26 protein-coding genes are annotated in these 25,354 nt (G+C 64.3%); 14 read left to right on the forward strand and 12 right to left on the reverse strand.

The annotated features are described in order from the left end of the window. Nucleotides 1–33 precede the first annotated feature (33 nt). The gene (locus ASE28_RS14000) at nucleotides 34–918 is read left to right on the forward strand and encodes a decaprenyl-phosphate phosphoribosyltransferase (RefSeq protein WP_057267052.1); all 885 of its coding nucleotides are present in this window, start codon (nucleotides 34–36) and stop codon (nucleotides 916–918) included. Between the two features lie 8 nt (nucleotides 919–926). Beyond that, the gene (locus ASE28_RS31415) at nucleotides 927–1,349 is read left to right on the forward strand and encodes a divergent PAP2 family protein (protein ID WP_082608060.1); all 423 of its coding nucleotides are present in this window, start codon (nucleotides 927–929) and stop codon (nucleotides 1,347–1,349) included. Nucleotides 1,350–1,500: 151 nt separating this feature from the next. On the opposite strand, the gene ASE28_RS31420 is transcribed toward ASE28_RS31415, so the two are convergent. Both ASE28_RS31420 and moaC read right to left on the reverse strand, forming a co-directional pair. Then, nucleotides 1,501–4,539: a fused MFS/spermidine synthase gene (locus tag ASE28_RS31420; RefSeq protein WP_200963942.1), complete on the reverse strand. Its 3,039-nt coding sequence runs from the start codon at nucleotides 4,537–4,539 to the stop codon at nucleotides 1,501–1,503. A gap of 229 nt (nucleotides 4,540–4,768) precedes the next feature. Further along, nucleotides 4,769–5,284 carry a cyclic pyranopterin monophosphate synthase MoaC gene (moaC, locus tag ASE28_RS14010; RefSeq protein ID WP_057267057.1) on the reverse strand — a complete coding sequence of 172 codons (516 nt, stop codon included), beginning with the start codon at nucleotides 5,282–5,284 and terminating at the stop codon, nucleotides 4,769–4,771. A 276-nt stretch (nucleotides 5,285–5,560) separates the two neighbouring features. Between moaC and ASE28_RS14015 the strand changes: the two genes are divergently transcribed. Then, nucleotides 5,561–7,054 carry a M48 family metalloprotease gene (locus ASE28_RS14015; RefSeq protein ID WP_057267058.1) on the forward strand — a complete coding sequence of 498 codons (1,494 nt, stop codon included), beginning with the start codon at nucleotides 5,561–5,563 and terminating at the stop codon, nucleotides 7,052–7,054. Here the strand turns inward: ASE28_RS14015 and ASE28_RS14020 are convergent. From ASE28_RS14020 to ASE28_RS14030, 3 genes are all read right to left on the reverse strand, one after another. Beyond that, complete coding sequence (locus ASE28_RS14020) at nucleotides 7,022–7,375, reverse strand: phage holin family protein (RefSeq protein ID WP_057267306.1); 354 nt, start codon at nucleotides 7,373–7,375, stop codon at nucleotides 7,022–7,024. The genes ASE28_RS14015 and ASE28_RS14020 overlap by 33 nt on opposite strands. 90 nt (nucleotides 7,376–7,465) lie before the next feature. Beyond that, the gene (locus tag ASE28_RS14025) at nucleotides 7,466–7,930 is read right to left on the reverse strand and encodes a hypothetical protein (protein WP_057267060.1); all 465 of its coding nucleotides are present in this window, start codon (nucleotides 7,928–7,930) and stop codon (nucleotides 7,466–7,468) included. A gap of 85 nt (nucleotides 7,931–8,015) precedes the next feature. Beyond that, on the reverse strand, nucleotides 8,016–8,750 hold the full coding sequence (locus ASE28_RS14030; protein ID WP_057200619.1) for a TerC family protein: 735 nt from the start codon (nucleotides 8,748–8,750) through the stop codon (nucleotides 8,016–8,018). A 537-nt stretch (nucleotides 8,751–9,287) separates the two neighbouring features. Between ASE28_RS14030 and ggt the strand changes: the two genes are divergently transcribed. From ggt to ASE28_RS14045, 3 genes are all read left to right on the forward strand, one after another. Next, nucleotides 9,288–11,153: a gamma-glutamyltransferase gene (gene ggt, locus ASE28_RS14035; protein WP_057267062.1), complete on the forward strand. Its 1,866-nt coding sequence runs from the start codon at nucleotides 9,288–9,290 to the stop codon at nucleotides 11,151–11,153. Nucleotides 11,154–11,241: 88 nt separating this feature from the next. Beyond that, nucleotides 11,242–11,733: a DUF3717 domain-containing protein gene (locus tag ASE28_RS14040; protein ID WP_057267064.1), complete on the forward strand. Its 492-nt coding sequence runs from the start codon at nucleotides 11,242–11,244 to the stop codon at nucleotides 11,731–11,733. A gap of 42 nt (nucleotides 11,734–11,775) precedes the next feature. Continuing rightward, nucleotides 11,776–12,081, forward strand: coding sequence for a hypothetical protein (locus tag ASE28_RS14045; RefSeq protein WP_057267066.1), 306 nt, complete (start codon nucleotides 11,776–11,778; stop codon nucleotides 12,079–12,081). 47 nt (nucleotides 12,082–12,128) lie between these two features. Here ASE28_RS14045 and ASE28_RS14050 read toward each other — a convergent pair whose 3' ends face one another. Together ASE28_RS14050 and purB are read right to left on the reverse strand one after the other, a co-directional pair. Continuing rightward, complete coding sequence (locus ASE28_RS14050; RefSeq protein WP_057200623.1) at nucleotides 12,129–12,689, reverse strand: YaeQ family protein; 561 nt, start codon at nucleotides 12,687–12,689, stop codon at nucleotides 12,129–12,131. 160 nt (nucleotides 12,690–12,849) lie between these two features. Continuing rightward, the gene (gene purB / locus ASE28_RS14055; protein WP_057200624.1) at nucleotides 12,850–14,229 is read right to left on the reverse strand and encodes an adenylosuccinate lyase; all 1,380 of its coding nucleotides are present in this window, start codon (nucleotides 14,227–14,229) and stop codon (nucleotides 12,850–12,852) included. 251 nt (nucleotides 14,230–14,480) lie between these two features. Here purB and ASE28_RS14060 point away from each other — a divergent pair, with 251 nt between their 5' ends. The 8 genes from ASE28_RS14060 to ASE28_RS14095 all read left to right on the forward strand — a co-directional run bounded on the left by ASE28_RS14060 (nucleotide 14,481) and on the right by ASE28_RS14095 (nucleotide 21,725). Further along, on the forward strand, nucleotides 14,481–15,095 hold the full coding sequence (locus tag ASE28_RS14060) for a glutathione S-transferase N-terminal domain-containing protein (protein WP_057200625.1): 615 nt from the start codon (nucleotides 14,481–14,483) through the stop codon (nucleotides 15,093–15,095). Nucleotides 15,096–15,145: 50 nt separating this feature from the next. Further along, nucleotides 15,146–15,865, forward strand: coding sequence for a TetR/AcrR family transcriptional regulator (locus ASE28_RS14065; RefSeq protein ID WP_057200626.1), 720 nt, complete (start codon nucleotides 15,146–15,148; stop codon nucleotides 15,863–15,865). A gap of 106 nt (nucleotides 15,866–15,971) precedes the next feature. Continuing rightward, complete coding sequence (locus ASE28_RS14070; RefSeq protein ID WP_057200627.1) at nucleotides 15,972–16,547, forward strand: TRAP transporter small permease; 576 nt, start codon at nucleotides 15,972–15,974, stop codon at nucleotides 16,545–16,547. A 34-nt stretch (nucleotides 16,548–16,581) separates the two neighbouring features. Next, on the forward strand, nucleotides 16,582–17,862 hold the full coding sequence (locus tag ASE28_RS14075; protein WP_057267068.1) for a TRAP transporter large permease: 1,281 nt from the start codon (nucleotides 16,582–16,584) through the stop codon (nucleotides 17,860–17,862). 56 nt (nucleotides 17,863–17,918) lie between these two features. After that, nucleotides 17,919–18,923, forward strand: coding sequence for a TRAP transporter substrate-binding protein (locus ASE28_RS14080; RefSeq protein ID WP_057267069.1), 1,005 nt, complete (start codon nucleotides 17,919–17,921; stop codon nucleotides 18,921–18,923). Between the two features lie 58 nt (nucleotides 18,924–18,981). Continuing rightward, nucleotides 18,982–19,875 (forward strand): shikimate dehydrogenase, encoded by an 894-nt coding sequence (locus tag ASE28_RS14085; protein ID WP_057267307.1) that lies wholly within the window; start codon nucleotides 18,982–18,984, stop codon nucleotides 19,873–19,875. Nucleotides 19,876–19,911: 36 nt separating this feature from the next. After that, on the forward strand, nucleotides 19,912–20,805 hold the full coding sequence (locus ASE28_RS14090) for a 4-hydroxyphenylpyruvate dioxygenase (RefSeq protein ID WP_057267071.1): 894 nt from the start codon (nucleotides 19,912–19,914) through the stop codon (nucleotides 20,803–20,805). 14 nt (nucleotides 20,806–20,819) lie between these two features. Then, on the forward strand, nucleotides 20,820–21,725 hold the full coding sequence (locus tag ASE28_RS14095) for a sugar phosphate isomerase/epimerase (protein WP_057267073.1): 906 nt from the start codon (nucleotides 20,820–20,822) through the stop codon (nucleotides 21,723–21,725). 6 nt (nucleotides 21,726–21,731) lie between these two features. Here ASE28_RS14095 and ASE28_RS14100 read toward each other — a convergent pair whose 3' ends face one another. From ASE28_RS14100 to ASE28_RS14120, 5 genes are read right to left on the reverse strand one after another with little or no spacing between them, the layout of a single operon-like run. After that, nucleotides 21,732–22,187 (reverse strand): nuclear transport factor 2 family protein, encoded by a 456-nt coding sequence (locus tag ASE28_RS14100; protein ID WP_057200632.1) that lies wholly within the window; start codon nucleotides 22,185–22,187, stop codon nucleotides 21,732–21,734. A gap of 5 nt (nucleotides 22,188–22,192) precedes the next feature. After that, on the reverse strand, nucleotides 22,193–22,975 hold the full coding sequence (locus tag ASE28_RS14105) for an SDR family oxidoreductase (protein WP_057267075.1): 783 nt from the start codon (nucleotides 22,973–22,975) through the stop codon (nucleotides 22,193–22,195). Further along, on the reverse strand, nucleotides 22,972–23,517 hold the full coding sequence (locus ASE28_RS14110; protein ID WP_057200634.1) for a DUF3833 domain-containing protein: 546 nt from the start codon (nucleotides 23,515–23,517) through the stop codon (nucleotides 22,972–22,974). Before ASE28_RS14110 ends, ASE28_RS14105 begins: the two co-directional genes overlap by 4 nt. Further along, nucleotides 23,517–24,812 (reverse strand): MFS transporter, encoded by a 1,296-nt coding sequence (locus ASE28_RS14115; protein ID WP_057267077.1) that lies wholly within the window; start codon nucleotides 24,810–24,812, stop codon nucleotides 23,517–23,519. Before ASE28_RS14115 ends, ASE28_RS14110 begins: the two co-directional genes overlap by 1 nt. Continuing rightward, nucleotides 24,809–25,354: a chalcone isomerase family protein gene (locus tag ASE28_RS14120; RefSeq protein WP_057267308.1), complete on the reverse strand. Its 546-nt coding sequence runs from the start codon at nucleotides 25,352–25,354 to the stop codon at nucleotides 24,809–24,811. Before ASE28_RS14120 ends, ASE28_RS14115 begins: the two co-directional genes overlap by 4 nt.

The following is a 25,354-nucleotide window of genomic DNA, read 5'->3' on the forward strand; positions in this document are numbered from 1 at the left end:
ATCCATGCTTTGTCGCACAGGTATATAAACGGCATGCATGATACCCCGCCATCCGTCACGTCTATGAAGAGGTGGTCGGGCCTTTTGAGGCTGATGAGGCCGCAGCAGTGGATCAAGAACAGCTTTGTGCTGGCGCCCTTGGTGTTTGCCGGCGCGTTCAAAGATCCACATGCCATCGCGCAGGCCCTGCTCGCCATGGCACTGTTCTGTGTCGCATCTTCCGCAGCGTACATCGTCAATGACATCAAGGATGTCGAGCGTGATCGTATGCATCCCAAGAAATCCAAAACGCGGCCATTGGCTGCGGGCATCGTGAGGAGGTCAGAAGCTCTGGCGTTGGTGGCTCTGCTCTATGGCGTGCTTGTATGGGGATGGTTTCTCCAACCTGCCGTGGTACTGGTGATTTGTGGCTATTTGGCACTAAACTGGGCATACAGCTTTGGGCTCAAGCACCAGCCCGTGTTAGACATTTTCACCGTGGCCTTTGGATTTGTGTTGCGGGTCTATGCGGGCGCTCAGGCATTGTCAGTGCCTGTCTCGTCCTGGATGTTTATCACGACACTGTGCCTCGCTCTGTATTTGGCTGCGGTCAAGCGGCGCCAGGAACTGAGCCACCGCGGCAGCGAGAGCCGAGAAGTGCTTGAGCAGTACACCGTGGCCCTGGTTGATCGCTATGCAGAGATGGCTGCGACAGGTGCTCTGGTGTTTTACAGCATGTTTGTCATGTCGGCACAGCCTGAACTGGTCATTACCGTGCCAGTGGTGTTGTTCGGCCTCTTTCGCTACTGGTTTGTGGTTGAAAGGCTGGAGGGAGGGGAGTCTCCGACTGATGCTCTGCTGTTCGACCTGCCGTTGCTTGCCACGGTACTGGTGTGGATTGGCGCGTGCCTCTGGGTTCTTTGGCCCGCTTCCCATTGACGACATCCATGGACCTTTCATACGCCTTAACCCCCTTTCTCGCCTGGCTGGCGGCGGGTACGTTGAAGTTCATCATCAATAGCGTCAAATCAGGCCAATGGGCGTTTGGCCTGATTGGATACGGTGGACTACCCAGTACGCACAGCGCCATCGTCAGCAGTACCGTCACACTGGTTGCCTTGCGGGAAGGCATTGACCATCCGGCATTTGCAGTGGCAGTCACGTTCGCCTTTGTGGTCATGCTGGATGCCAACAGCCTCCGTCGCCAAGTGGGAAAGCATGCAGAAGCAATCAATCGGCTGGCTGACAAATTGAAGTGCTATGAAAAAAAACGCCTGCGCGAACGTATGGGACATACGAAATTGGAAATAAGCATTGGCGTTCTTGTCGGAATTGGTGTCGCGGCCTTAGTCTACCTATGGCGGGTATGAGCCTATTGGTGCGATAACCATACAGGACTTTCCAGCTCACAGCTTTTGCGGTAAAACGCAGAAAAGACTCTGCCCCGGAGGCGGGAAGTCGCCTGACGAATATTTTCAGACGGTATCCGCTCGGCATATAAAGGAAATTCTCGGGTGCAAATTACTTTTGAGTCATACTTGCTGCCATGGCATTCAAAAGTCGTCGTTGCTTTTGGTAGTCTCCAATGGAAATTATATTTTTACCTATTGTAGATTCTGCTTCCATGATTTTTTCCCATTGTCCACTATGGGCATGGCTAAGATATACGGCTGACAAGGCAATATCATTGAATTCTCTACGTGTCACTTTGCCGTCAGTTGATTTTTCCAGCCATTCTCTTCCTCTTCGGTTCATTTCAGTGTAGCTTCTATCTGAAATGGCGGCCAACAGCCCGATCGCTTCCGAAATGTCGTTAGGTATATTCGTGCACTTCTGCCATGCAGGATTGGTCCAGGCACCTTTCATCGTATCTTCCGACAGATAGGGGATTGTGGATTCATGGAATTCCCTCAAGAGAGCGGAGAACCGCTGTGTGTAATTATCCGTACGGTTGTTGCATTGGGCGGCAGCTTCCCGCAGCAAGGTCGCTGGCGTAAGCGATCGTCTATCAACTATGTGAGGGGCCATAGCGGTTCCATCTCCACCATTCAGCTCGGTCAGCAAAGCGCGCGCGCGCCATGTATTGAGTTCCGCAGGAAAATGTTCCACCTTACTGGGCTCCATGGACTGCGGGAAGGGCTGTCGTACACCCAAAGCCTCGAGGAACGGAGTGGATTGGTAAGGAATCGACAATAGACCTTCAGCAAAAATGCCTTTGAAACGGGTTTTGGGAGCCACAAGACCCAGAATGGGGTGATAGTCAGAATTGGCCGGAAAATTAGCATAGGCGTGCGTAAAGCCTCTGAGCATTGGAGCATCCGCAATCTTTCTAAAGCGCACATGCTCGGATCGAGTCAGTCCCTGTCGCGCCAGTTCGGCGGTCAAGGCACCGTCACTTAGAATGTTTGCCAAATCCTCTTTCGGCAGCGGCCCTTTTGGACTGGCGACAATAATGAGATCTGTACTGTTGGATATCCAAGCACTATAGTCCTCGAAGGCGGGTGTCATGGCTTTCAGAATGGATCCGATAAGAGCATCGTCTATTTCATATAGTTGAATCCATTGTACGAACAGTCCTCCTTCAGCTATGTGCCGCGGAATAAATTTGTAGAACTCCGAAGAAAATAGTGCTCCGACTCCGCTGATCCACGGATTGGAGGGTTCGGAGATGATGACGTCATATTTAAGGCTTTGTCCTGAGAAATAAGTTTTTGCATCATCAACAATAATGTGGGAGCGAGGGTCGGTGAATGCCCGCTCCACCCTGGGACCGAAAAGTCTTGCGCCTTGAATCATTGCTTCTTCTATCTCAATGGTGTCAACGCGCTTGACCCGCTGGTCACCAAGAAGGGTGTGAGTTGTCAGGCCAGAGCCAAAGCCGATCACGCCTATTTTTTGAGGGGACGCATGCATGGTCAATGGCAATGCTGCCAACAATGCCATGGTGGGCTCGTCTGCTGTCGGGCCAATGCCGGGGGCCATCATGATCGCTGCATCGGGCTTGCCATTAGTTGCAATGGCCAACGCACCTGGCTTCGTATTGATAACCGATACACTCGCCGTTTTCCCGTCTTTGTAATAGACAACCTCACTGTCTTTGGATACGCTGCTTTTTCCATGACGGAACACTCCGGACGCCAGCTGCATTGGGTCGAAAGGAACTCGGAATGCCAAGACAATAGCCAGCAGGGAGCTGGCAGCAGCGAGTGCAAAGGGAAACAGTTTTCCACTGCTTTTGGCATGCATGCGAATGAGGACCAGACCCACCGCAAGATCAATGACTGCAGCAACGCATAGTGATAGTTTCAAGCCAATATTGGGGATAAGAAAGTGAATAGCGAAAAATACCCCAAAAATTGCCCCAAAAGTATTCCAGGCATACACCCTTCCGATAGATCGCTCGCCGTAACTATTTTGAAGTAGCGCGATGGTAAAAAGCGGGAGCGTTGTGCCAGCAAAAAAGGCAGCTGGTAGCATGACGATTATTGCTATGGCTGCTGTTCCGGCGTTGAATAGGGCATATCCAGCATCTGTTCTCGCGAGGGCCTCCATGATCCAGCCAACCCAGGAGAAGGAATTGGCATAGACAGCAAGAGAACCAAGAGCCGCAATGCCCATAAAAATCTGCATCCAGCCAGCCAAGCGCAGGGGCTGTTGAGTTTTGCTTGCGTGGTTGCGAACCCAGAGGCCGCCGAACGCGATGCCTGCGATAAAAGCTGCAAGCATGAGTTCAAATGAATGCATGGTGCTTCCGACGGCCATGCTCAGCATTCGAATCCAGACTATCTCGTAAATAAAGGAGGCTGCACCAGAGAGTGCAGTTCCAAAAAGCACCGTCCGGAGTAGTGGACTGTGACCTAATCGCTGCTCTGTCTGCACGTTGAAGTCTGAGGGCTTCACCGGTTCAGGCTCGCGAGCCAGCCACCAGGCCAACGCAGCAACGGCGAAATTAAGCATCGCGGCTGCGACCATGGCCCCCGGTAATCCAACTCGCGGGAGGAGTATAAAAACGGCGACCAAAGCACCAATGGCGGCGCCAATGCTGTTGGTGAAGTAAAGTCCACCGAGGACATTGCCATCATTTCCGGGAAATCTTCTTATAATTCCCCCGCTCATCAGTGGAAAAGTCATTCCAAGAAGGATGGTCTGGGGAAGAATAAGTAGCGCTGCGACAAGCCATCGTGCGATATTGATTGCCGATGTGTCACCTAGTGCTGGAAAGAGGTGGTCATAACTGATTTCTGCCACGCCTGTGAAAAGATGATGGAACAATAGGCCAAATATTCCGATTACCACTTCGATAATTGCATAGCCCCGGATAAGATTGCGCCATTTTTGGCCCGCTTTGGCAATCCATGCGGCGCCGGCCGCCATGCCGCCCATGAAAATCGCAAGGACCAGAGCCTGTGCGTAGGCTGCATGGCCAAGAAATAGCCCCAAATAGTGGGTCCAGATGGATTGATAGATCAGTCCGGCAAAGCCTGAGAGAACGAAGATGGCCAGTAGCCAGAATCGGGCACGATGGGGCGAGGGGGTCATCAACAACTGCTCCAGTTTCATTCAAAAATTCAAATCCATTCAGCAAGAAGGGTGCCCTGGATCAACGCGCCGACTAGGCTTTGTTTCGCCAGCTTTTGAGATTGCATGGGTGTCTCGGTCCTGCGAAATGGAAAGGTAGCACTTTGGCACGACAACTTTGTTAAATGCAGCGCGAATCCTTGTATTGTCAAACTATGGAAACCAGGATCAGATGCTTTCGTTTTTCATGAGATCTCCCCTGATCGCGCGGCTAGGATCGAGCTGCTTCTCCAAAGTTTCCTGACTTTCCGCCTTGCTTTTCCACCACCCGTACGTTATTGACCACCATCCCCCGATCCACCGCCTTGCACATGTCATAAATCGTCAGCAAGGCAATCTGCACCGCAGTCAGCGCCTCCATCTCGACCCCCGTCTGGCCCACGGTTTCCACGGTGGCCGTGCAGGCAATTCCTGTAGTTCCGGGATGCTTCACGCTGGCCACCTCAAACTCCACAGCCACCCGCGTCAATGCCAGCGGATGGCACAACGGAATCAGATCACTCGTCCTCTTCGCCGCCTGGATGCCGGCAATCCGTGCAATACCCAGCACGTCGCCCTTCTTGGCGGTGCCGGCTTCGATTATGGCCAGCGTGGCCGGCTGCATCTCGATCCGGCCCGTGGCAACCGCGATGCGGTGGGTCGCGGGCTTGGCGCCCACGTCCACCATGTGGACTTGGCCCTGGGCGTCGAAATGGGTGAGCGTTGGCGTTGTGGTCGGGATGGACATGGAGGGGTCGCTGGAGTCGGGCTGTCGGCAGGGGGCTGCAATTTCTTGGTAACCAGTTGAATCGCCGGGGAAACACTGGAGCGTCAGGGCATCATACGGTCCATGCGGAAAATCCCAAGCGTGGCGACCCTCCCCACCCTGCCTATTCAACCTGTTTGTGCCCCGGCAGCGGGCAACCATATTGGTGTGGCCCACACGCTGGCTTCAAGCGACATCCGCGTGCGGGCCGGGCGCCAGGTCCCCCGGGCGCACCGCCTCTGGCGTGCGCGAGCGGTAGTGACATCCCTGGCACTCGCCCTGGCCAGTACGGCCATTCTTCCCGTGCGTCTTGCCCACGCCCAACTCCCCACCCTGGGCGATGGCAGCGAGCTCACCACCAGCGGCGAGCGGCGCCTGGGCGACCGCATCATCCGCGAGCTGTACCGCGACCCGGACTATATCGACGATGCCGTGCTGTCCGAGTATGTCCAGAGCCTGTGGCTGCCCCTGATGGATGCGGCGCGCAAGCGCGGTGAACTCTCGCCGGAGCTGGACGAGCGCTTTGCGTGGGAGATTCTGCTCGGGCGCGACCGCTCGGTGAACGCCTTTGCGTTGCCGGGCGGCTACCTGGGTGTACACCTGGGCCTGATCGGCGTGGTGACTTCGCGCGATGAACTGGCCTCGGTGCTGGCGCATGAGCTCAGCCACGTCACCCAGCGCCATATCTCTCGCCTGATTGCCCAGCAGAGCAAGCAGACGCCCCTGCTGCTGGGTGCCATGATCCTCGGCGCCCTGGCCGCCAGCAAGAACCCGGGTGCCGCGCAGGCCATGGTGGTCGGGGGGCAGGCGTTGGCCATGCAGACGCAGCTCAATTTCTCGCGCGACATGGAGCGCGAGGCCGACCGTGTCGGCTACGGGCTCATGGAGCCTGCGGGGTTTGCTCCCCAGGGCTTCGTGAGCATGTTCGACAAGCTGCAGCAGGCCAACCGCATCAACGACAACGGCTCCTGGCCCTACCTGCGCAGCCACCCGCTGACCACGCAGCGCATGGCCGACATGCAGTCGCGTCTGCCGCCGGGCAAGGCACAACAGCCCGCCCCCGTGTCCACGCAGGAGCACGCCATGGCCTCCGCGCGGGCGCGGGTGCTCTCCAATCCCGGGGTGGACACCCAGCGCCAGTGGATCGCCGAACCGGGCAGCACCGGCTTTGCCAGCCAGAGCGCGGCGCGCAAGGCCGCCATCCTGTATGCCTCGGCCCTGGGGAGCAGCCAGCTGCGCGATGCCAAGGCGGCACGCACGACCTGGGCGCTGCTGGAGGCGCAGGTCCGTGGCGACCTGCCAGCCCAGCGGCTGGCGCAACTGCTCAAGGCAGAAATCGAACTGGCCGCCGGCGATGCAGACGCGGCCCTCGCTGCGCTGCCTGCTGGGGCCGCCAACGACCACCGGCCGGAGCTGCTGCTGCGCACCCGCGCGCTGGTCAAGCTCGGCCGCTCGGGCGAGGTCACCGGGGCGCTGCAGACTTGGATCGCCAACCACCCGCGGGACGCCACCGTGTGGCAGTTGATGGCCACCGTGTGGCAGGCCAACGGCCAGCCCCTGCGCGCTGTCCGTGCCGAGGCCGAGGCCCATGCCACGCGCTATGACTATGCCGCAGCGGTAGACCGTTTCAAGGCGGGGCAAGACCTGGCCAAGCGCAGCGGTGCGTCGGTGGACCACTTCGAGGCGTCCATCATCGACACCCGCCTCAAGGCCATGGAATCACTTCTTCGTGAACAGGCCGCCGAGCGCTGATTCGATCACCACGCCGAGCAGCGAGTAGATCAGCGAGCCGATCAGCGCGGCAGCAAATCCGGTGACCTGGAAGCCATCGAGCACGCTGGCCGCAGCCCAGAACATGAGCGCGTTGATGACAAAAAGGAACAGCCCGACCGTCACGATGGTCACGGGCAATGTCAGCACCACGAGGACGGGGCGCAAGATTACATTGAACAGGCCGATCACGAAGGCCGCGATCAGCGCCGACGGAAAGCTCTGCACCACCACACCGCTGTAGACATAGGCCACAAACAGCAGCGATGCGGCGCTGAGCAGCCATTTCAGAAGAAGTCGGATCATGGGCCACAGGATAGCATTGGCCTGTGGCAAAAAGGGGCGCGCAGGCGGCCGGAACACTCCGACCACCTTCCCCTCGAAGCCTGCTGGTTACTCGGTGCCCAGCACCATCAGCAAACCCACGCTGGCAAACAGGCTGCCCAGCGTGCCGGGAAGTGCCCAGCGATTGCCGGTCGGCACGGTGGTTGCCGCGTCGGGTGCCATGGCGTCCAGCTTGGGGCGGCGCGCGTCCACCACCTGGGCCTTGGTGCTGCCCATGTCGGCCTGCAGCCGGTCCGTCAGCTCCGGCAGCGGGCCCTTGGCCAGCACCATGGTGACGTGGTCGGGGTGGGCCCTGAGGCCCGGCACCACCTGGGCGAACAGCTTGTCGGCCCACTTGGCGCGCCAGTTTTCGCGCGCGCTGTGGCTGACCCACTTGCTGATGCGATGGGTCATGCGTGGCGCGCACGCCACCAGCACCCAGTGCGTATTGCCCGCCGAACCGCGCGCAAACAGGGGCGCGAGGATCTGCAGTGCATGGGCTGCGTCGTCCACGTACACGATGACTTTGTCCATATGCGTAAGCTCCCTGGTCGGGGGCTGCCGCCAAAGGCGCTCGGCGAGCGCCCCGCAGTCAGCCCATGGGGTCATTGAAGTCCGCTCAACCGTGTTCCACCGGGGCGGCAGTGGCAGTGCGGCGTGCCAGGATCATCTTGCCAAGCGCCAGCACCAGCAAGGCACCTGCCACGCTTGCACCATACCTGATCATGTCGGTCTGCGGGATCTTGATCATCCACTGCCACTTGTCAGGATTGGAGAAGACCGGGTCGGTCACCAGCATCCCGCCAGCGATCCAGCCCAGCAGCATCCCGCCCAGCGTGATGATGAACGGGAAGCGCTCCATCAGCTTGATCACCAGCTGGCTGCCCCAGACGATGATCGGGATCGAGATCAGGAGGCCCAGCACCACCAGCAGGAACTGGTGCTCGCCCGCGTTCTGTGCAGCGCCAGCGATGGCGATCACGTTGTCCACGCTCATCACCAGGTCGGCGACGATGATGGTCTTGATGGCGGCCAGCAGCTTGTCGCTGCCCTGCACGTCACCGTGGCCATCTTCATCGGGGGCCAGCAGCTTGACGCCGATCCACACCAGCAGCACCGCGCCCACGAACTTGAGGAATGGCAGCGCCAGCAGCGTCATGGCGAAGGCGATCAGGATCACGCGCAGAACGATGGCGCCTGCCGTGCCCCAGATGATGCCCTTGGTACGCTGAGCGGGGGGCAGCTTGCGGCAGGCCAGGGCAATGACCACCGCATTGTCGCCACCCAGCAGGATGTCGATGATGATGATCTGTCCCAGCGCGAGCCAGAATTCGGGCGAAGCCAAAAATTCCATAAATTCCTCAATATCGGTAGATAAAAGGAGGGCTTGGCGACAATGTAGCGCCAAGTCCATCCGGGGGATAGAGGGCCTGCGGTCGGAGGATCAAGGGCTCGCCCGCGTTGCGCGGGTCGTCGAATCGGGAGGGCGGCCTTGATCAGCCCACAGAGGGCCCATCAAAGGTCTTGCTCGGCCCAGCGCCCTTCCTGCGCGCTGAACCCGGCCTGCCGGAAGCGGTGTTTCGCTTCGTATTGACGACAGGTCCGATGCCACGCGATGGCTGTGCCCTGTGGGCGCAGCGCGGGTGCGTGGCGGGAGCTACTCCCCTTCGAAGCCGCAATTGGACCATCGCCCGGCCGTGAACGCAAGCCCCGCAGAGCGCGGCCGGCTGGCACCCAAGGGATAACGAGCACATGCCGCCACGCATTTTGATCGGCACCTTTTTGCCTTTGCGGTGTGACAAAACCGTGACTATCATGTGTTTCGCCATGCATCTGCACCACCCGCAGGCTGCATCCCCGCCTTTCCCCACTGGATCGAGGACCGAGACCCATGACCATCTCCACTACCGGGCGCCGCTGGCAGCTCGCCCTGCTCAGCGCAGCCGCCGTGGCCGCTCTGGCTGCCTGCGGAGGCAGCAACGACACCCCCATCGCCGAGCCCGTGGAGCAGTACGTGCCGCCCGAGCCGCCCTCGGGCTACACGCCCAAGACCATCGCCTATGCCAACAAGGACATGGTCGCTGCGGCCAACCCGCTGGCCGTGCAGACCGGCACCGCCATCTTGGCCAAGGGCGGCAGCGCCATCGATGCGGCCATCGCCGTGCAGATGGTGCTCAACCTGGTGGAGCCGCAATCGTCGGGCATCGGCGGCGGCGCCTTCATGCTGCACTTCGACAAGGGCGCCAACCGGCTGCTGGCCTATGACGGCCGCGAGACCGCGCCCATGGCTGCCACGCCCAACCTGTTCATCGGTGCCGATGGCAACCCGCTGGCCTTCCTGACCGCGGTGGACGGTGGCCTCTCCGTGGGCACCCCAGGCGTGCTGCGCATGCTCGAAGCCGCGCACAAGGCGCACGGCAAGCTGCCGTGGAAGGACCTGTTCGATCCCGCCATCAAGCTCAGCGAAGATGGCTTTGCGATCTCCGAGCGCATGAGCGTCTCCATCGCCGGCTCGGCCGCGCGCATCAAGGCCCAGGGCGAGCCCGGCGCCAGCTACTTCCTCCGTGCCGACGGCACGGCCAAACCTACCGGCACCCTGCTCAAGAACCCCGAGCTGGCTGCGACGCTGCGCACCATTGCCGCTGGCGGTGCCGATGCCTTCTACAAGGGTGCCATCGCCGCCGACATCGTGGCCAAGGTCTCGGGCCACCCCACCAACCCGGGCAAGCTCGCGCTGTCCGACCTGAACAACTACACGCCCAAGGTGCGTGAACCCGTGTGCGGCGTGTACCGCACCAAGTACCGCGTCTGCGGCATGCCCGCGCCCAGTTCGGGCGGCATCGCCGTGCTGCAGACCCTGGGCATGCTCGAAAGCTTCGACCTGGCGGCGATGAAGCCCAACACGCTTGACTCGGTGCATGTGGTCTCCGAGGCTTACCGCCTGGCCTATGCCGACCGCGCCCTGTACGTGGCCGACCCCGACTTCGTGGCCGTGCCCCAGGCCGGCATGATCAATGCCGACTACCTCAAGGGCCGTGCGCGCCTGATCGACATGCAGCGCAGCATCGGCACGCCCGTGGCCGGCACGCCTCCCGGCGTGGTGGCATCCCGCGGTGCCGACAGCTCGCTGAACCTGCCTTCCACCACCCACCTGTCCATCGTCGATGCCTCGGGCAATGCCGTATCGATGACCACCACCATCGAGAACGGCTTCGGCAGCCTGCAGATGGTGCGCGGTTTCCTGTTGAACAACCAGCTCACCGACTTCTCGTTCACCGCCACCGACTCCGCCGGCAAGGCCATCGCCAACAGCGTGCAGCCCGGCAAGCGGCCACGCAGCTCCATGGCGCCGACCATCATCTTCAACGCCGCCACCGGCGACTTCGAAGGGGCCATCGGCTCGCCCGGCGGCAGCGCCATCATCCAGTACACCGCCAAGAGCATTCTGGGCATGACCGACTGGGGGCTGAACGTGCAGCAGGCCATCAACCTGCCCAACTTCGGCGCGCAGACCAACGCCACCACCTCCATCGAGAAGGGCTCGGTCATCGACACGGCCGCCATCCGCGACGGCCTCAGGGCCCGTGGCCACACCGTGGCGCAGACCGACACCTTTGCCAGCGGCCTGCACGGCGTGGTGTTCAACGGCGTGCGCGCCAACGGCAATGCCGGCCTGCTCTCGCGCAACCCCGCAGCGGGTACTTACGCCGGCGGCGCTGATCCGCGGCGTGAGGGCATTGCGCTGGGCAACAACTGAGCCGATTAACCTCCTTGCCCGCATGCCGGGCAAGGCCGGTTATGCTCCGGGCCCCTGCTGGTTAGAACCTGGCGGGGGCTCTTTTTTTATGCCCCCCTCGTCCATCCACATCACCGACATCGAAGCCGCCATCAACCACTGGCGCGAGCGCTCCCCCTCGCCCGATGGCATGACCCTGGCGCCGCAGATCCGGGCCCTGGCCGAGGTGTATGCGCTGATGGTCTACTGGCACGAGGACGAGGCGGACGAGGCCAGCTTTCCGCCAGAGGCCATGGCGGCATGGAAGGCCTGGTACGACACCACGCCCGACACCCCGTGCATCGCCATCTGCTCCACCAGCCAGGGCGATGACCAATGCAAGGGCTGCGGCCGCAGCTTCGACGAGGTGCAGCACTGGCTCGCCTACACCGCAGCTGAAAAGCGCAGTGTGTGGCGCCGCATCACGCTGGAGCACTCGGCCTGGCGTTTCAACCGGTACTCGGAGCGCGCGGCAGAAGGGCCATCGGCGAAGGCCCCGGTGCCAGAGGCCGCTGTAGGCTTACCGGTGCCCCCGGCACGGAGCCGGCTCCGCCAGGCATAGCGGCCCCTGTACGCCGCGCCCCCAAACCGGTATGGTGGGGCCATGCTGCGACTGACCCAGGCCCCCAACATCGCGATTGCCACGCTCTGGGCCGACATCCTGTGCGAGGCCGGCATGACCGCCTCGGTGCAGCGCCAGTACCTGGGTGCCGCCGCCGGCCACCTGCCGCCCGACCAGTGCCTGCCCGAGATCTGGCTCGAATACGACGAGCACGCCAGCCGCGCACGCACCCTGCTCCATGACCTGCAAAACCTGCCACAGCGCCACTGGGTGTGCCGTTGCGGTGAGACGGTGGAGGGTGGCTTCGAGCAGTGCTGGCACTGCGGCGTGTTGATGCCGCGCGACTGAGCTTCAGCCCCTGTGCCTGCCGCTGCTGCGCGGCCAGGATGCGGCGGTTACTTCCAGCGCACCGGCTCCACGACCACACTGCCCAGATTGCTGCTCAGCGTCAGGGCGCTTTCCTGCACCGTGGCCTGCAGTTGCATGCTGCGCTCGGCCAGGGCCGCCAGGGCCTGCGAAGCTTCGGTGGGAATGCGCCAGACCTGCAGTTTTTCCAGGCGCGAGAGTTTGGTCTCGATACCCTTCCACCAGATCTCGGCCGCGTGGTTGAAGCAGTACACCACCACGCTGTCGGACTTGCTGCAGGCCTTGGTCAGCGGTTTGTCTTCGGGCTGGCCGACCTCGATCCAGACGCGCTTGCGGCCGGTGAAATCGGTCAGCGATGCGTCCGGATCGTCCGGGTCCGACAGCCCGGCGCCAAAGGCCAACGTGCCATCGCCATTGCAGATGTCGTTGAGGTCGTGCGCGTGGATGGCCAGCGCCGCCAGGCGCACCATCATGCGCTCGTCGGTCTCGCTCGGGTGCCGCGCCAGCGTCAGCGCATGGTCCGCGTAGTAGCCGTGGTCGATGTCGGCGATCTGCAGATTCGCCTTGAAGATGGTGGATTTGATGGCCATGCGGTCTCACTGAACAACAATTGACCGCTGCCCATGCCCGTGTGCAGGCAACAGAGGCCGTGAAAATAGGAAATCACCATGCGCCACAGGGCACAGGCGATTTTCGTCGCGGGCATGCCGCGCCTGGGCCGCTGGGCTCCGGGCTTGCGGCAGAAACTGCTCAGGCCCGACGGGCCAGCGCTGCTGCCTTGCCGGTGTAGCTGCCCGGCGTCATCGCCAGCAACCGGTCCTTCTCGGCCTGCGGGATTTCCAGCGACTGGATCAGCCCGTGCAGCGCCTCGGCCGTCACGGTTTTGCCGCGCGTGACTTCCTTGAGCTTCTCGTACGCGCCCTGCACGCCAAAGCGGCGCATCACCGTCTGGATCGGCTCGGCCAGCACTTCCCAGGATGAGTCCAGATCCTCGGCCAGGGCTTCCTCGTTGAGCTCCAGCTTGTTCAGGCCGGTCAGCAGCGAGGCATACGCCAGCGCGGCATAGCCCAGGGCCACGCCCATGTTGCGCAGCACCGTGCTGTCGGTCAGGTCGCGCTGCCAGCGGCTGACGGGCAGCTTTTCCGACAGGTGGCGCAGCAGCGCATTGGCCAGGCCCAGGTTGCCTTCGGCGTTCTCGAAGTCGATGGGGTTGACCTTGTGCGGCATGGTGCTGGAGCCGATCTCGCCGGCCTTCAGGCGCTGCTTGAAGTAGCCCAGGCTCACATAGCCCCAGATGTCGCGCGACAGGTCGACCAGGATGGTGTTGGCACGTGCCACGGCATCGAACAGTTCGGCCATATAGTCGTGCGGCTCGATCTGGATGCTGTAGGGCTGGAAGGTCAGGCCCAGGCCCAGGGGCTCGGGGGTTTCGATGACCTTCTTGCTGAACGCCTCCCAGTCGAAATCGGGCCAGGCCGACATGTGGGCGTTGTAGTTGCCCACGGCGCCATTCATCTTGCCCAGAATCTTCACGCCGGCAATGCGCTCGCAGGCGGCCTGCAGGCGCACCACCACGTTGGCCATCTCCTTGCCCACGGTGGTGGGGCTGGCCGTCTGGCCGTGGGTGCGGCTGAGCATGGGCACGTCGGCGTAGGCATGGGCCATCTCGCGCAGCTTGAGCACCACGCGGTCCAGTCCTGGCAGCACGACCTGGTCTCGGCCCGAGCGCAACTGCAGCGCATGGCTGGTGTTGTTGATGTCTTCGCTGGTGCAGGCAAAGTGCACGAACTCGGCGGCCTTTTCCAGCTCGGGGCGCGCCTCGAACTTGCTCTTGATCCAGTATTCCACGGCCTTCACGTCGTGGTTGGTGGTCTTCTCGATGTCCTTGATGGCGGCCGAATCGGCTTCCGAGAAATTCTTCACCAGGCCCAAAAGGTAGGCACGCGCGCCGGTAGTCAGCGGCTTGAACTCGGCAAAGCCTGCGTCCGACAGCGCGATGAACCAGGCCACTTCCACCTGCACGCGCCGGTGCATGTAGCCGTGCTCGCTCATGATGGGGCGCAGGGCGGCGAGTTTGTTGGAATAGCGGCCGTCGAGCGGCGACAGGGCAGTGATGGTGGACAGGCTCATGGGGCCAGATTGTAGGCTGCACGCACGGGGAAACCCCAATCCGCCCAGTGCACCCGGTGGCCTGGTGCGCCGCAGACAAGCTGTTGCAAATCTGCACCAGTGCGCTGCAGCTCTCGTGGCAGGCCGCTACAGGCGCTCCTGCGCGTTCTGGTATCCCCCATGCGGGGGGCTTGCGGGACAGGCGCCAGGGGGCGCAGCCGATAGAATCGGTCGTGTAACGTCAGCTTATCCCGCGCACTGGAAACCACCCCATGAAATTGATCGGAGCCTCCGCCAGCCCTTATGTACGCAAGGTGCGCGTCGTCATGGCCGAAAAGAAGCTCGACTACCAGTTCGTGCAGGAAAACGTCTGGGCCGACGACACGAGCATCGCCACCTCCAACCCGCTGGGCAAGGTGCCCTGCCTGGTGATGGAAGGCGGCGAGGCCGTCTTCGACTCGCGCGTGATCGTCGAGTACCTGGACACCCTCTCTCCTGTGGGCAAGCTCATCCCCAGCCAGGGCCGTGAGCGTGCCGAGGTCAAGACCTGGGAAGCCCTGGCCGACGGTGTGGTGGACGCGGCCATCCTCGCCCGCCTGGAAGCCACCTGGGCCCACCGCAAGGACAGCGAGCGCAGCCAGGCCTGGATCGACCGCCAGATGCGCAAGGTCAACGACAGCCTCAAGTCCATGAGCCAGGGCCTGGGCGACAAACCCTACTGCAGTGGTATCCACCTGAGCCTGTCGGACATCGCCGTGGGCTGCGCCCTGGGCTGGCTCGAATTCCGCTTCCCGGACGTAGCCTGGCGCAGCGAGTACCCCAACCTGGGCAAGCTGCTGGACAAGCTCATGCAGCGCCCGAGCTTCGCAGACACCAAGCCCTCTTGATCGCACCGGAGGGGCCAGAGGGGCTGGCCCTTGCCGTATGCTTGGCGCATATGGACGAAACGGTTCAAAATCCCCAGCCATCCGCCAGTGCCAGCCGCCCGGCGCGGCAACGCGCTGCGCGCGAGGCTGCGGCCACCCCCGGTGCCGAGCGTGTACGCGTGAACGACCCCGACCGCACGATGGCCAACATCCTGCAGGTGGCCACGGCGGAGTTCGCGGACAAAGGCCTGGCCGGTGCCCGCATCGATGAGATCGCGGCGCTCACCAGCACCAGCAAGCGCATGATCTACTACTATTTCGGTAGCAAGGAAGGCTTGTACGTCAAGGTGTTGGAGGAAGCCTATCGCCGCATCCGGCAGATCGAGTCGGAGCTGCACCTGGAAGACCTGGCGCCCGAGCAGGCCCTGCGCACCCTGGTCGGCTTCACCTTCGACTACCAGTTGGCCAACCCCGACTTCATCCGCCTGGTGATGAACGAGAACATGCACCGCGGCGAGTACATCAGCCGCTCCACGACCATCCAGGAGCTCAACATCCCGGTCATTCATGCGGTGCACAAGGTCTACCAGCGCGGCGTGGGCGCAGGCGTCTTCCGGCCCGACGTGGACCCGGTTGATCTGCACATGTCGATCTCGGCGCTGTGCTTCTTCAACGTCTCCAACCGGCACACCTTCGGCGCCATCTTCAAGCGCACGCTCGACTCGCCGGCCGCCATGGCCGAGCGCCGCGAATCCATCGTCGAGATGATCGTGCGCTTCCTGCGCCCCTGAGCTTTCGCGGCAACCACGCCCCGGCTGCGGGGGATCAGGGTTTGTACCTGGATTAAATACTAACCAGTTCGTACAAAATCTCGATCACAACGACCGGAGACTGGCAATGCTGGAATGGACCGACCGCCTGCTGGGGCGATACACCCGCCTGCTCGACATGCTCGGAGGCCTTTGCCTGGCCCTGATGGTGGTGCTGGTCTTCGGCAACGTGGTGGCGCGCTATGCGCTCAACTCGGGCATCACCATCTCCGAAGAGCTTTCGCGCTGGCTGTTCGTGTGGCTCACCTTCATGGGTTCCATCGTGGCACTGCGCGAGCACGGCCACCTGGGCACCGACATGCTGGTCTCGCGCCTGCCGCCCGCCGGCAAGCGCGCCTGCCTGGCACTGGCGCAGGTGGCGATGATTTTCGTTTCCTGGCTGCTGCTGTCGGGCAGCTGGGCGCAGATGCTGATCAACTGGGAGACCGAGGCCCCCGTCACCGGCGCATCGGTGGCGATCTTCTACGCCAGCGGCGTGCTCATGGGCGCCTCGGGCATCGCCATCCTGCTGCGCGATCTGCTGCGCACGCTGTTCACCCCACTGTCCGAACAGGAGCTGGTCATGGTGCAGGAGAGTGAGGAGTTGTCCGCGCTGGCACAACGCAATGGGGTCGATTCCGATCTGCCTGCCAAGCGCCCCTGATCCGCCGCACCGCACGCCCACAGGACACCCGCCCATGACCGTCGCCATCTTCCTCGGATCCCTGCTTCTCGCCATGGCGATCGGCATCCCCATCGCCTATGCCCTGCTGCTCAGCGGCGCTGCGCTGATGTGGCACCTGGACCTGTTCGACGCGCAGATCCTGGCGCAGAACGTCATCAATGGTGCCGACAGCTTTCCCCTGCTGGCGGTGCCCTTCTTCATGCTGGCCGGCGAAATCATGAATGTCGGCGGCCTGTCGCGGCGCATCGTCAAGCTGGCGCTGGCGCTGGTGGGCCACATGCCCGGCGGCCTGGGCTACGTGACCATCATGGACGCCGTGCTCCTGGCCGCCGTCTCGGGCTCGGCCGTGGCCGATGCCGCAGCCCTCGCCTCGCTGCTGCTGCCGATGATGGTCGCTGCCGGGCACGACAAGGCCCGCTCGGCCGGCCTGATCGCATCGGCCGGCATCATCGCCCCGGTCATCCCGCCTTCCATCGGCTTCGTGATCTTCGGCGTGGCCGCCAATGTGTCCATCAGCAAGCTGTTCCTCGCGGGCATCGTGCCCGGCGTGCTGCTGGGTCTGTCGCTCGCGGTCACCTGGTGGTGGCTGGTGCGCAACGAGAAAGTGCAGCCCCCGCCCAAGGCCTCGCGCGCCGAACTGCTCAAGGCGCTGCGCGAAGCCGTCTGGGCCCTGGGCCTGCCCCTCATCATCCTGGTGGGCCTGCGCATGGGCGTGTTCACCCCGACCGAGGCGGCCGTGGTCGCGGCCGTGTATGCCCTGCTGGTGGCGATGTTCGTCTACCGCGAGATCGGCGTGCGCCAGCTGGCAGGCATCTTCCAGGCCTCGGCCCGCACCAGCGCCATCGTGATGTTCCTGGTGGCTGCTGCCATGGTCTCGGCCTGGCTGATCACCGTGGCCGACCTGCCCACCAAGGTCATCGGCATGCTGGAGCCCTTCATGGGCAACCAGACGCTGCTGCTGGTGGCCATCATGGTGCTGGTGATGGTGGTGGGCACGGCTATGGACATGACGCCCACCATCCTGATCCTGACCCCAGTGCTGATGCCGGTGGTCAAGGCTGCCGGCATCGACCCCGTGTACTTCGGCGTGCTGTTCATCATCAACAACGCCATCGGGCTGATCACGCCGCCGGTGGGCACAGTGCTCAACGTCGTGGCCGGGGTGGGGCGCATCTCCATGGACCAGGTCACGCGTGGCGTGCTGCCTTTCATGCTGGCCCAGTTCTTCGTGATGTTCCTGCTGGTGGTGTTCCCCTCCATCGTCATGGTGCCGCTGCGCTGGCTCACCGGCTGAAAATTTCACCGTCGTCGTTCCGTTCCGCTACCCACTACATCAAGGAGACTTTCATCATGACCCTCTTGAAGACCCTGCTGGCCACGGCCCTGGTTGCCGCATCGCTGTTGTCCGGTGCCCACGCGCAGGAGCGCACCATCAAGTTCGCCTTCCAGAACCAGAAAGAGCACCCCCAGGCCCAGGGCGCGCAGAAGTTCGCCGACCTCGTGGCCGCCAAGACCAATGGCCGCATCGCGGTCAAGCTCTTCCCCGGCGGCACGCTGGGCGGTGACCTGCAGACCGTCTCGGCGCTGCAGGGCGGCACGGTGGAGATGACCGTGCTCAACGCGGGCATCCTCTCCGCCCAGACCAAGGAATTCGGCATCTACGACTTCCCCTTCCTGTTCGCCTCGCCGCAGGAAGCCGATGCTGTCACCGACGGCCCCTTCGGCAAGAAGCTGCTCGACAAGCTGCAGGCCAAGAACCTGGTGGGCCTGGGCTACTGGGAGCTCGGCTTTCGCAACCTGACCAACAGCAAGAAGCCCATCACCAAGGCAGAGGACATCGCGGGCCTCAAGATCCGCGTGATCCAGTCGCCGATCTACATCGACATGTTCAACGCACTGGGCGCCAACGCCGTGCCCATGCCCTTCCCCGAGCTCTATACCGCCATGGAGCAAAAGGCGGTGGACGGCCAGGAGAATCCGTTCTCGACCATCCTCTCGTCCAAGTTCGCCGAGGTGCAAAAGCACCTCACGATCACGCGCCACATGTACAACCCGCAGGCCGTCATCGTCAGCAAGAAGTTCTGGGACAGCCTGAACCCGGCGGACCAGAAGGCTGTTACCGAAGCCATGGCCGAGGCCACCACCTTCCAGCGCAGCGTCTCGCGCTCGCAGGCCGACGTGGCGCTGGAGGAGCTCAAGAAGGCGGGCATGCAAGTGACCGAGTTCTCGCCGGCCGAGGTCGACAAGCTGCGCGCCAAGGTCAAGCCCGTGGTCGAAAAGCACAGCGACAAGGTCGGCGCCGAGACGGTGCAGGAGGTCTACGCCACGCTGGCCAAGCTGCGCGGCGGCAAGTAATCCGGTAACCCGCATGGTCTCGGCTTCGGCCAAGGCCATGCGGCAAGGCCTGTATCCCATGGACACCCTGCTTCTCGACTCCCCTCCCACCATGTCTTCCACAAGCCCCCGCAAGGTACTGATCGGGCTGATCGGTGCAGGCATCCAACAATCGCTGTCGCCCGCGCTGCACGAAGAAGAAGCGCGGCACCACGGCATGCGCCTGCACTACCAGCTGATCGACCTGGACCGATCCGCATCTTCGCCCGCGCAGCTGCCCACCCTGCTGTCGGCGGCACGCATCATGGGCTATGCCGGCTGCAACGTGACCTATCCCTGCAAGCAGGCCGTAATCGCGCATCTCGACGACTTGTCCGAGGAGGCGCGGGCCATGGGTGCCGTGAACACCGTGGTGGTGCAGGATGGCCGGCTGGTGGGGCACAACACCGATGGCTCGGGCTGGGCCTGGGGTTTCCAACGTGCCTTGCCAGAGGCCGATCTGGCCCATGTGGTGCTGCTGGGCGCAGGCGGTGCCGGCGCGGCCATTGCCCATGCCGTGCTGCGGCTGGGCGCGCAGCGCCTGGTCATCGTGGATGCGCAGCCCGAGCGCGCCGCGCAACTGGCGGCGGACGTCAATGCGCTCTACGGTGCGAGGGCCCATGCCAGCGACATCGCCACTGCCATGGCGCAGGCCACGGGGCTGATCCACGCCACGCCCACCGGTATGGACAAACTGCCCGGCGTGCCTCTGGATGTGGGCCTGCTGCGCCCCGCCATGTGGGTGTCCGAGGTGGTGTACTTCCCGCTCGAAACGGCCCTGGTGCAGGCCGCACGCGCCCTGGGTTGCCGAGTCTCGGACGGCGGCGGCATGGCCGTGGGCCAGGCCGTCGGGGCGTTCGAATTGTTCACCGGCGTCGCCCCCGATCCTGCGCGCATGGATGCGCACTTTCGCCAATTGGTCACCAGGCGCTGACCTGGTGCGCTCACCATTTCACAAGGAGCCCCGCCCATGAGCCCCCCGATGACGGCCGACCGTGAATCCCTGGGCACCCTGCCCAACCCCCTGGGCCTGCAGGGCGTGGAGTTCATCGAATACGCCACGGCCCGCCCCCAGGCACTGGGCCAGGCGCTGGAGCGCATGGGCTTCAAGCCCGTGGCGCGCCACCGCTCGCGCGAGGTGCTGCTGTACCGCCAGGGCGGCATGAACATCATCGTCAACGCCCACCAGGGCGACGAGCCGGCCCATGGCGCGCAGGCCCCCGGTGATGCCCCGGTGCTGGCCGCCATTGCCTTTCGCGTCGGCAATGCTGCCGCCGCTTACCGGCGCGTGCTGGAGCTCGGCGCCTGGGCCGTGCATACCGAGGTCGAGGTCATGGAGCTCAACATCCCGGCCATCCACGGCGTGGGCACCAGCCGCATCTACTTCGTCGACCGGCACCGTGAGTTCTCGATCTACGACGTGGACTTCGTACCGATACCGGGGGCGGACCCACGCCCGCCAGCCCAGCACGGCCTGCACCTGTTCGGCCTGGTGCAGTACATCGGCCTCGATCGGCTGGCCGACTGGACCGCCTTCTATGGTGAGCTGTTCGGCTTTGCCGAGCTGCCGCCCGAGCAGAGCTTTGGCGTGCTCACGCAGGGGCGCATCCTCGCCAGTCCCTGCGGCACGCTGTACTGGCAGCTCATCGAGCCGCTGATCGACGCGCTCGATGCCGACCCCGGCGAACTGCTGCAGCGCGTGGCCTTCGGCACGGGCGACGTGCTGGCCACGGTGGCAGCCCTGCGCGCACAAGGTGTGGATTTCGTCGAATCGCCCACGGGCGTGCACAGCGAAGTCCGAGGAGCGCTTACGCGTGCCGATGCGGGTGGCGCCAGCTTCGAGCTGGTGCTCGACCCGCGATGAAAACGGCACTCCCCATGCGCGCCCAGGCCATGCAACGCAACGTCGCCGATTTCGGCATGGACACCATCAGCCTCGCCGGTCCGCTGGAGGCCAAGCTGGCCGCCGTGAAGGCCGCCGGCTTCGGCCAGATCATGCTGGCCGCGCGCGACCTCGTCGGCCACCCCGAGGGTATCGACGCTGCCGTGCAGGCGGTGCGCAGCAGCGGCCTGCGCGTCACGGGCTTTCAGGTGCTGCGCGATTTCGAGGGGCTCTCGGGCCACCTGCACAGCTACAAGCTGGGCATCGCCCAGCAGATGATCCTCATGGCGCGCGCGCTGGGCACCCGGGTGCTGCTGGCCTGCAGTTCCACTTCGCTGCATGCCACGGACGATCCCGAAGCGATTGCGCGCGACCTGCGCAAGCTGGCCATGCTGGCGCTGCCCCACGGTATCCGCATTGCGTTCGAGGGCCTGTCCTGGGGCCGGCACATCAACGAGGTGCACCAGGCCTGGGCCGCGGTGCAACGGGCCGATTGCCCCAACCTGGGCCTGGCCATCGACTCCTACCACCAGTTCGCCACCAGCACGCCGCTCGAAGCCCTGGAGGGCGTGGACCCGGAGCGCATTTACCTGGTGCAGCTGTCGGACTTCATGTGGCAGGAGACGCGCACGGTGCAGGAGCGCATCGACACGGCGCGGCACTTCCGCGTGTTCCCGGGCGAGGGCGTGCACAGCCAGGCGCTGGTCGATTTGGTGCGCAAGCTCGACGGCATGGGCTACCGGGGCGACTACAGCTTCGAGGTCTTCAACGACGACTACCAGCAACTGCCCCTGCCCTACGTGGCCGGCCGGGCCTGGAACAGCGCGGTGTGGCTGGCCGAAGGGGTGCTGCAGCGTGCCGTGCCCTTGCCTGGACACTTGCGCCTGCGGGATCGCGCGTGATCGACCTCAACTGTTGGCGCGCTTCTTGAGCCAGCGCATCAACCCACCCACCACGGGCAGCTTTTCGTACAGCTCCTCGGCTGCATCCCAGTAGTCGCGGTGCAGCGTGACCAGGCCCTGGTCGTCGAACACCAGGTGCGAGGCGCCGCGCACCGTCTGTGCCACGCCCTTGTGGAAATTGCGGAAGGCGAACAGGAACTCCCAGGTCAGGAAGCACTGCTGCCCCTGCACCACGCGGCCCGTCACCACGAAGCGCGGCTGCTCCAGCGCCACGAACATGTGCTCGAAGATGTGCCGGATGGCGGGCAGGCCCTGCACCTCGTTGAACGGGTCCTTGAAGCGCGCATCGGCCGCATACAGGCGGCCCAGTGCCGCCACGTCGGCCGGGGCCAGGGTCTCGAAAAAGGCGATCACGCGGGTGACGGCTTCTTCGGTGGATGGGGTGGTGTCTGGCGGCGGCATGGGGCTCACAGTCCGGTGAACTTGCGAATGGCCGGAAAGTACCACCCATACGGCAGCACGCGCAGCATCTTCATCACGCGCGTGAAGCGCTTGGGGAAGTGGATGTCGAACGCGCCTTGCCCCCAGCCCTTGAGGATGGCCGTGGCCGCCTCTTCGGGCGTGATCAGCGCGGGCATGCGAAAGTCATTGCCCTCGGTGAGCGGCGTGGCCACGAAGCCGGGGTTGACCACGCTCACGCCCATGCCCAGGCCGTGCAGGTCCAGGTACAGTGCCTCGGCCAGGTTGATCAGCGCCGCCTTGGTCGGGCCGTAGGCCAGGCTCTTGGGCAGCCCGCGAAAGCCCGCCACGCTGCTGACCAGGCTCACATGCCCGGGGCGGCCCGACTGTGCGGCGGCCAGCATGTCTGGCAGCACGGCGGCCAGCAGGTGCAGCACGCCTGTGTAGTTCACCTGTTCGTGGCGCAGCATCACGGGCAGGTCGAACTCCGTGGCGCGCATGTGGTGGTAGGTGCCTGCGCAGTAGCACACCAGGTCCAGCGGTCCACCCGCCAGCACCTGGGCTGCGGCCGCCTTCACAGCCTCCGGTACGGCGGTGTCCAGCGGCAGGGCGATGCTGCCAGGGTGCTGCACGGCGAACGCATTGAGCGCCGCTTCGCTGCGGGCCGAGACGATGACCTCGGCCCCGCGCGCATGCAGGGCCGATGCCGTGGCCCGGCCGATGCCGCTGGAGGCGCCCACCAGCCAGGCCCGGCGGCCCTGCCAGTCGCGCAGGCGGGGGTTCAGGCTCATGGCGCCCGCCGGGTGAACGACAGCGTGATCTCGCCCAGACGCACGCCGAACTTGCTCATGGTGGCGCGGTTGAGCATCACGCGCTCGTCCATGAGGTACATCCAGTCGTCCAGGTCCACGTGGTAGACCGTGCCATCCACGGGCAGGGCCAGCGTGTAGTTCCAGCGGAAGGCGTTGCCGCGCACCTGGCCTACGGCCTGGCCGATCACGTCGCCGGCCGTGCCTGTGTAGCGGCCATCGGCCTCACGGGTGAGGCGCCAGATGCGCCGCTCCGTGCTGCCGTCCGAATAGGTGAAGGCCTCGTCCAGCACGCCCTGGTTGCCGGTCCACTGGCAGTTCATGACCACGGTGAAGCGTTTGACGATCTTGCCGCTGCGGTCCTGGAACATGCCGTGCGCGTCGATCACGCCATTGAAATACTGCGCCAGGTCGAGCACGGGCTTTTCGGCCGCGTAGTCGGCCAGGTTCTGGCCCGCGCAGCCCGACAGCGCCACGGGGGCGGCCACGGCGGCCGCCGAAAGGAGTAACAAGCGTCGCTGCATCATGGTTTGCCTTGGAGGGATGGAATGGCTGCGACAAGGGGTGGTTGCCGCAGGATCAGGAAGTACAGCGCTGCCGCGGCCACCAGCTTCAAGGCGCAGGGCAGCACGGCATAGGCCAGGCCCAGCGTCTGCAGGCCCTCTGCGCTGCGCGTGCCAGGCGTGTAGCCCAGTGCGTCGAGCAAGGGCAGGGCCAGGCCTGCGGCCAGTGCCAGGTTGAGCTTGGTGGCAAAGTTCCACCAGCCGAAGTAGGCGCCCTCGTGCCGGCCGCTGTCGCCTTCGGCCGTCACCACCCCGGCCAGCAGGGCACCGGGCAAGGCGAGGTCGGTGCCCAGGGCCATGCCCGAGAGTGCGCACACGGCAAGGAAGGGCATGTTGTCGCCCATTCCGAGCCCAGCCGTCCAGCCAAACACGGCCACGGCCAGCAGCATGCCCGCCAGCCAGGTGCGGGCCAAGCCCCAGCGCGCCACGGCGCGCAGCCACAGCGGGATCGAGAGCGCTGCGCAGAGGAAGTACGCGGCCAGGAACATCGGCTCCTGGCCCGGCGGGGCCTGCAGCCGGTCCTGGATGAAGAACAGCACCAGTGTGGCCGGTACGGCGCTGGCAATGCCGTTGAGCACGAACACCGCCAGCAGGCGGCGAAAGGCGGGCCGCGTCCAGGGCCGCCAAAGGTCTGCACGGTCTGTGGCGTGTGGCGCAACTGGCGCGGGCCGGGGTGCGCGCAGCCACGCCAGCCAGCCCAGCACCAGGGCGGCCGCAAACACGCCCAGCATCACCGGCAGGCCCAGCAGCGCGGGCAGTACCGAGGCGAGCACCACGCCCACCAGGGCCGCGCCCTCGCGCCAGGCGACGATGCGGCTGCGCTGCAGCTCGTCACCGCCCAGGCGCGCACCCCAGGACTGGTGCGCAATGCCGAGCTGGCTGTAGGCCAGGTAGGTGACCAGCAGGCAGACCAGCGCCCAGGCCGCGAGCGCGCCCTGGCCCTGCACCTTGGGAAAGAACAGCGCGGTGAGCCCGACGGCCAGCACCACGGCCGATACCGCCCCCGTGGAGAGAACCGCCAGCGGCGAGCGTTCGAACAGCCGGTCGGCCCAGCGGCCGAGCAGCGGGTCCGAGACCGCATCGAACAGGCGCGCGGCCAGCAGCACGCCGCCCAGCGTGGCCAGGGGCATGCCGAACTCACGGGCGTAGTGGTTGGGCAGCAGCACGTACAGCGGCAGCGCCACGAAGGCCAGCGGCAGCCCGAGCAGGCCATAGGCCAGCCCCTGGCGCCAGGGCAGCAGCGCGCCGGCGGTCACGGCGTCCCCGCAGCAGAGGGTGCAGCGATCAGCGCCTGGCGCAGCGCTGGCTCGGAGGTGCGCGGCGACAGCCAGATGCCGAAGAACAGGCGCGAGAACTCGGGGTCCTTGACCTCGCCCACGACCTGCCCGCCCATCTGGAACACGGCGCCCGCCCCGGGCTGGTAGATGCCGGTGAGCTGGTCGCCCGCCTTCACGTCGGGCAGTGCGGCCTGCAGGGCCTGTTGCCAGCGCGTGGCCTGGGCGGGGGTGAAGCGGCCCACGCGGCGCATTTCCTGGATGGAGCGCCCGGCGATCGCTTCGGCCGTGAAATCCCGCTGGTACGCCAGCTGGAGCACCAGGGGTTGGGCGGTGTAGTCGCTGGCGTCAAAGCCGGGGCTCACCCACAGCTGGGCGCTGTAGATTTCAAAGCCCAGGAAGCGCAGCGTGCCCTGGCCGGCCTGGCGCAGGCCGGCCAGCGGCGCTGCAGCCGGCGCCTGCGCCAGGGCCACGCCCGGGCAGAGCAATGCCAGGGCCAGGATGAGCATGGCGGCTTGCGTCAT

This window comes from Acidovorax sp. Root219, assembly GCF_001428665.1.
GTDB lineage: Bacteria > Pseudomonadota > Gammaproteobacteria > Burkholderiales > Burkholderiaceae_C > Acidovorax.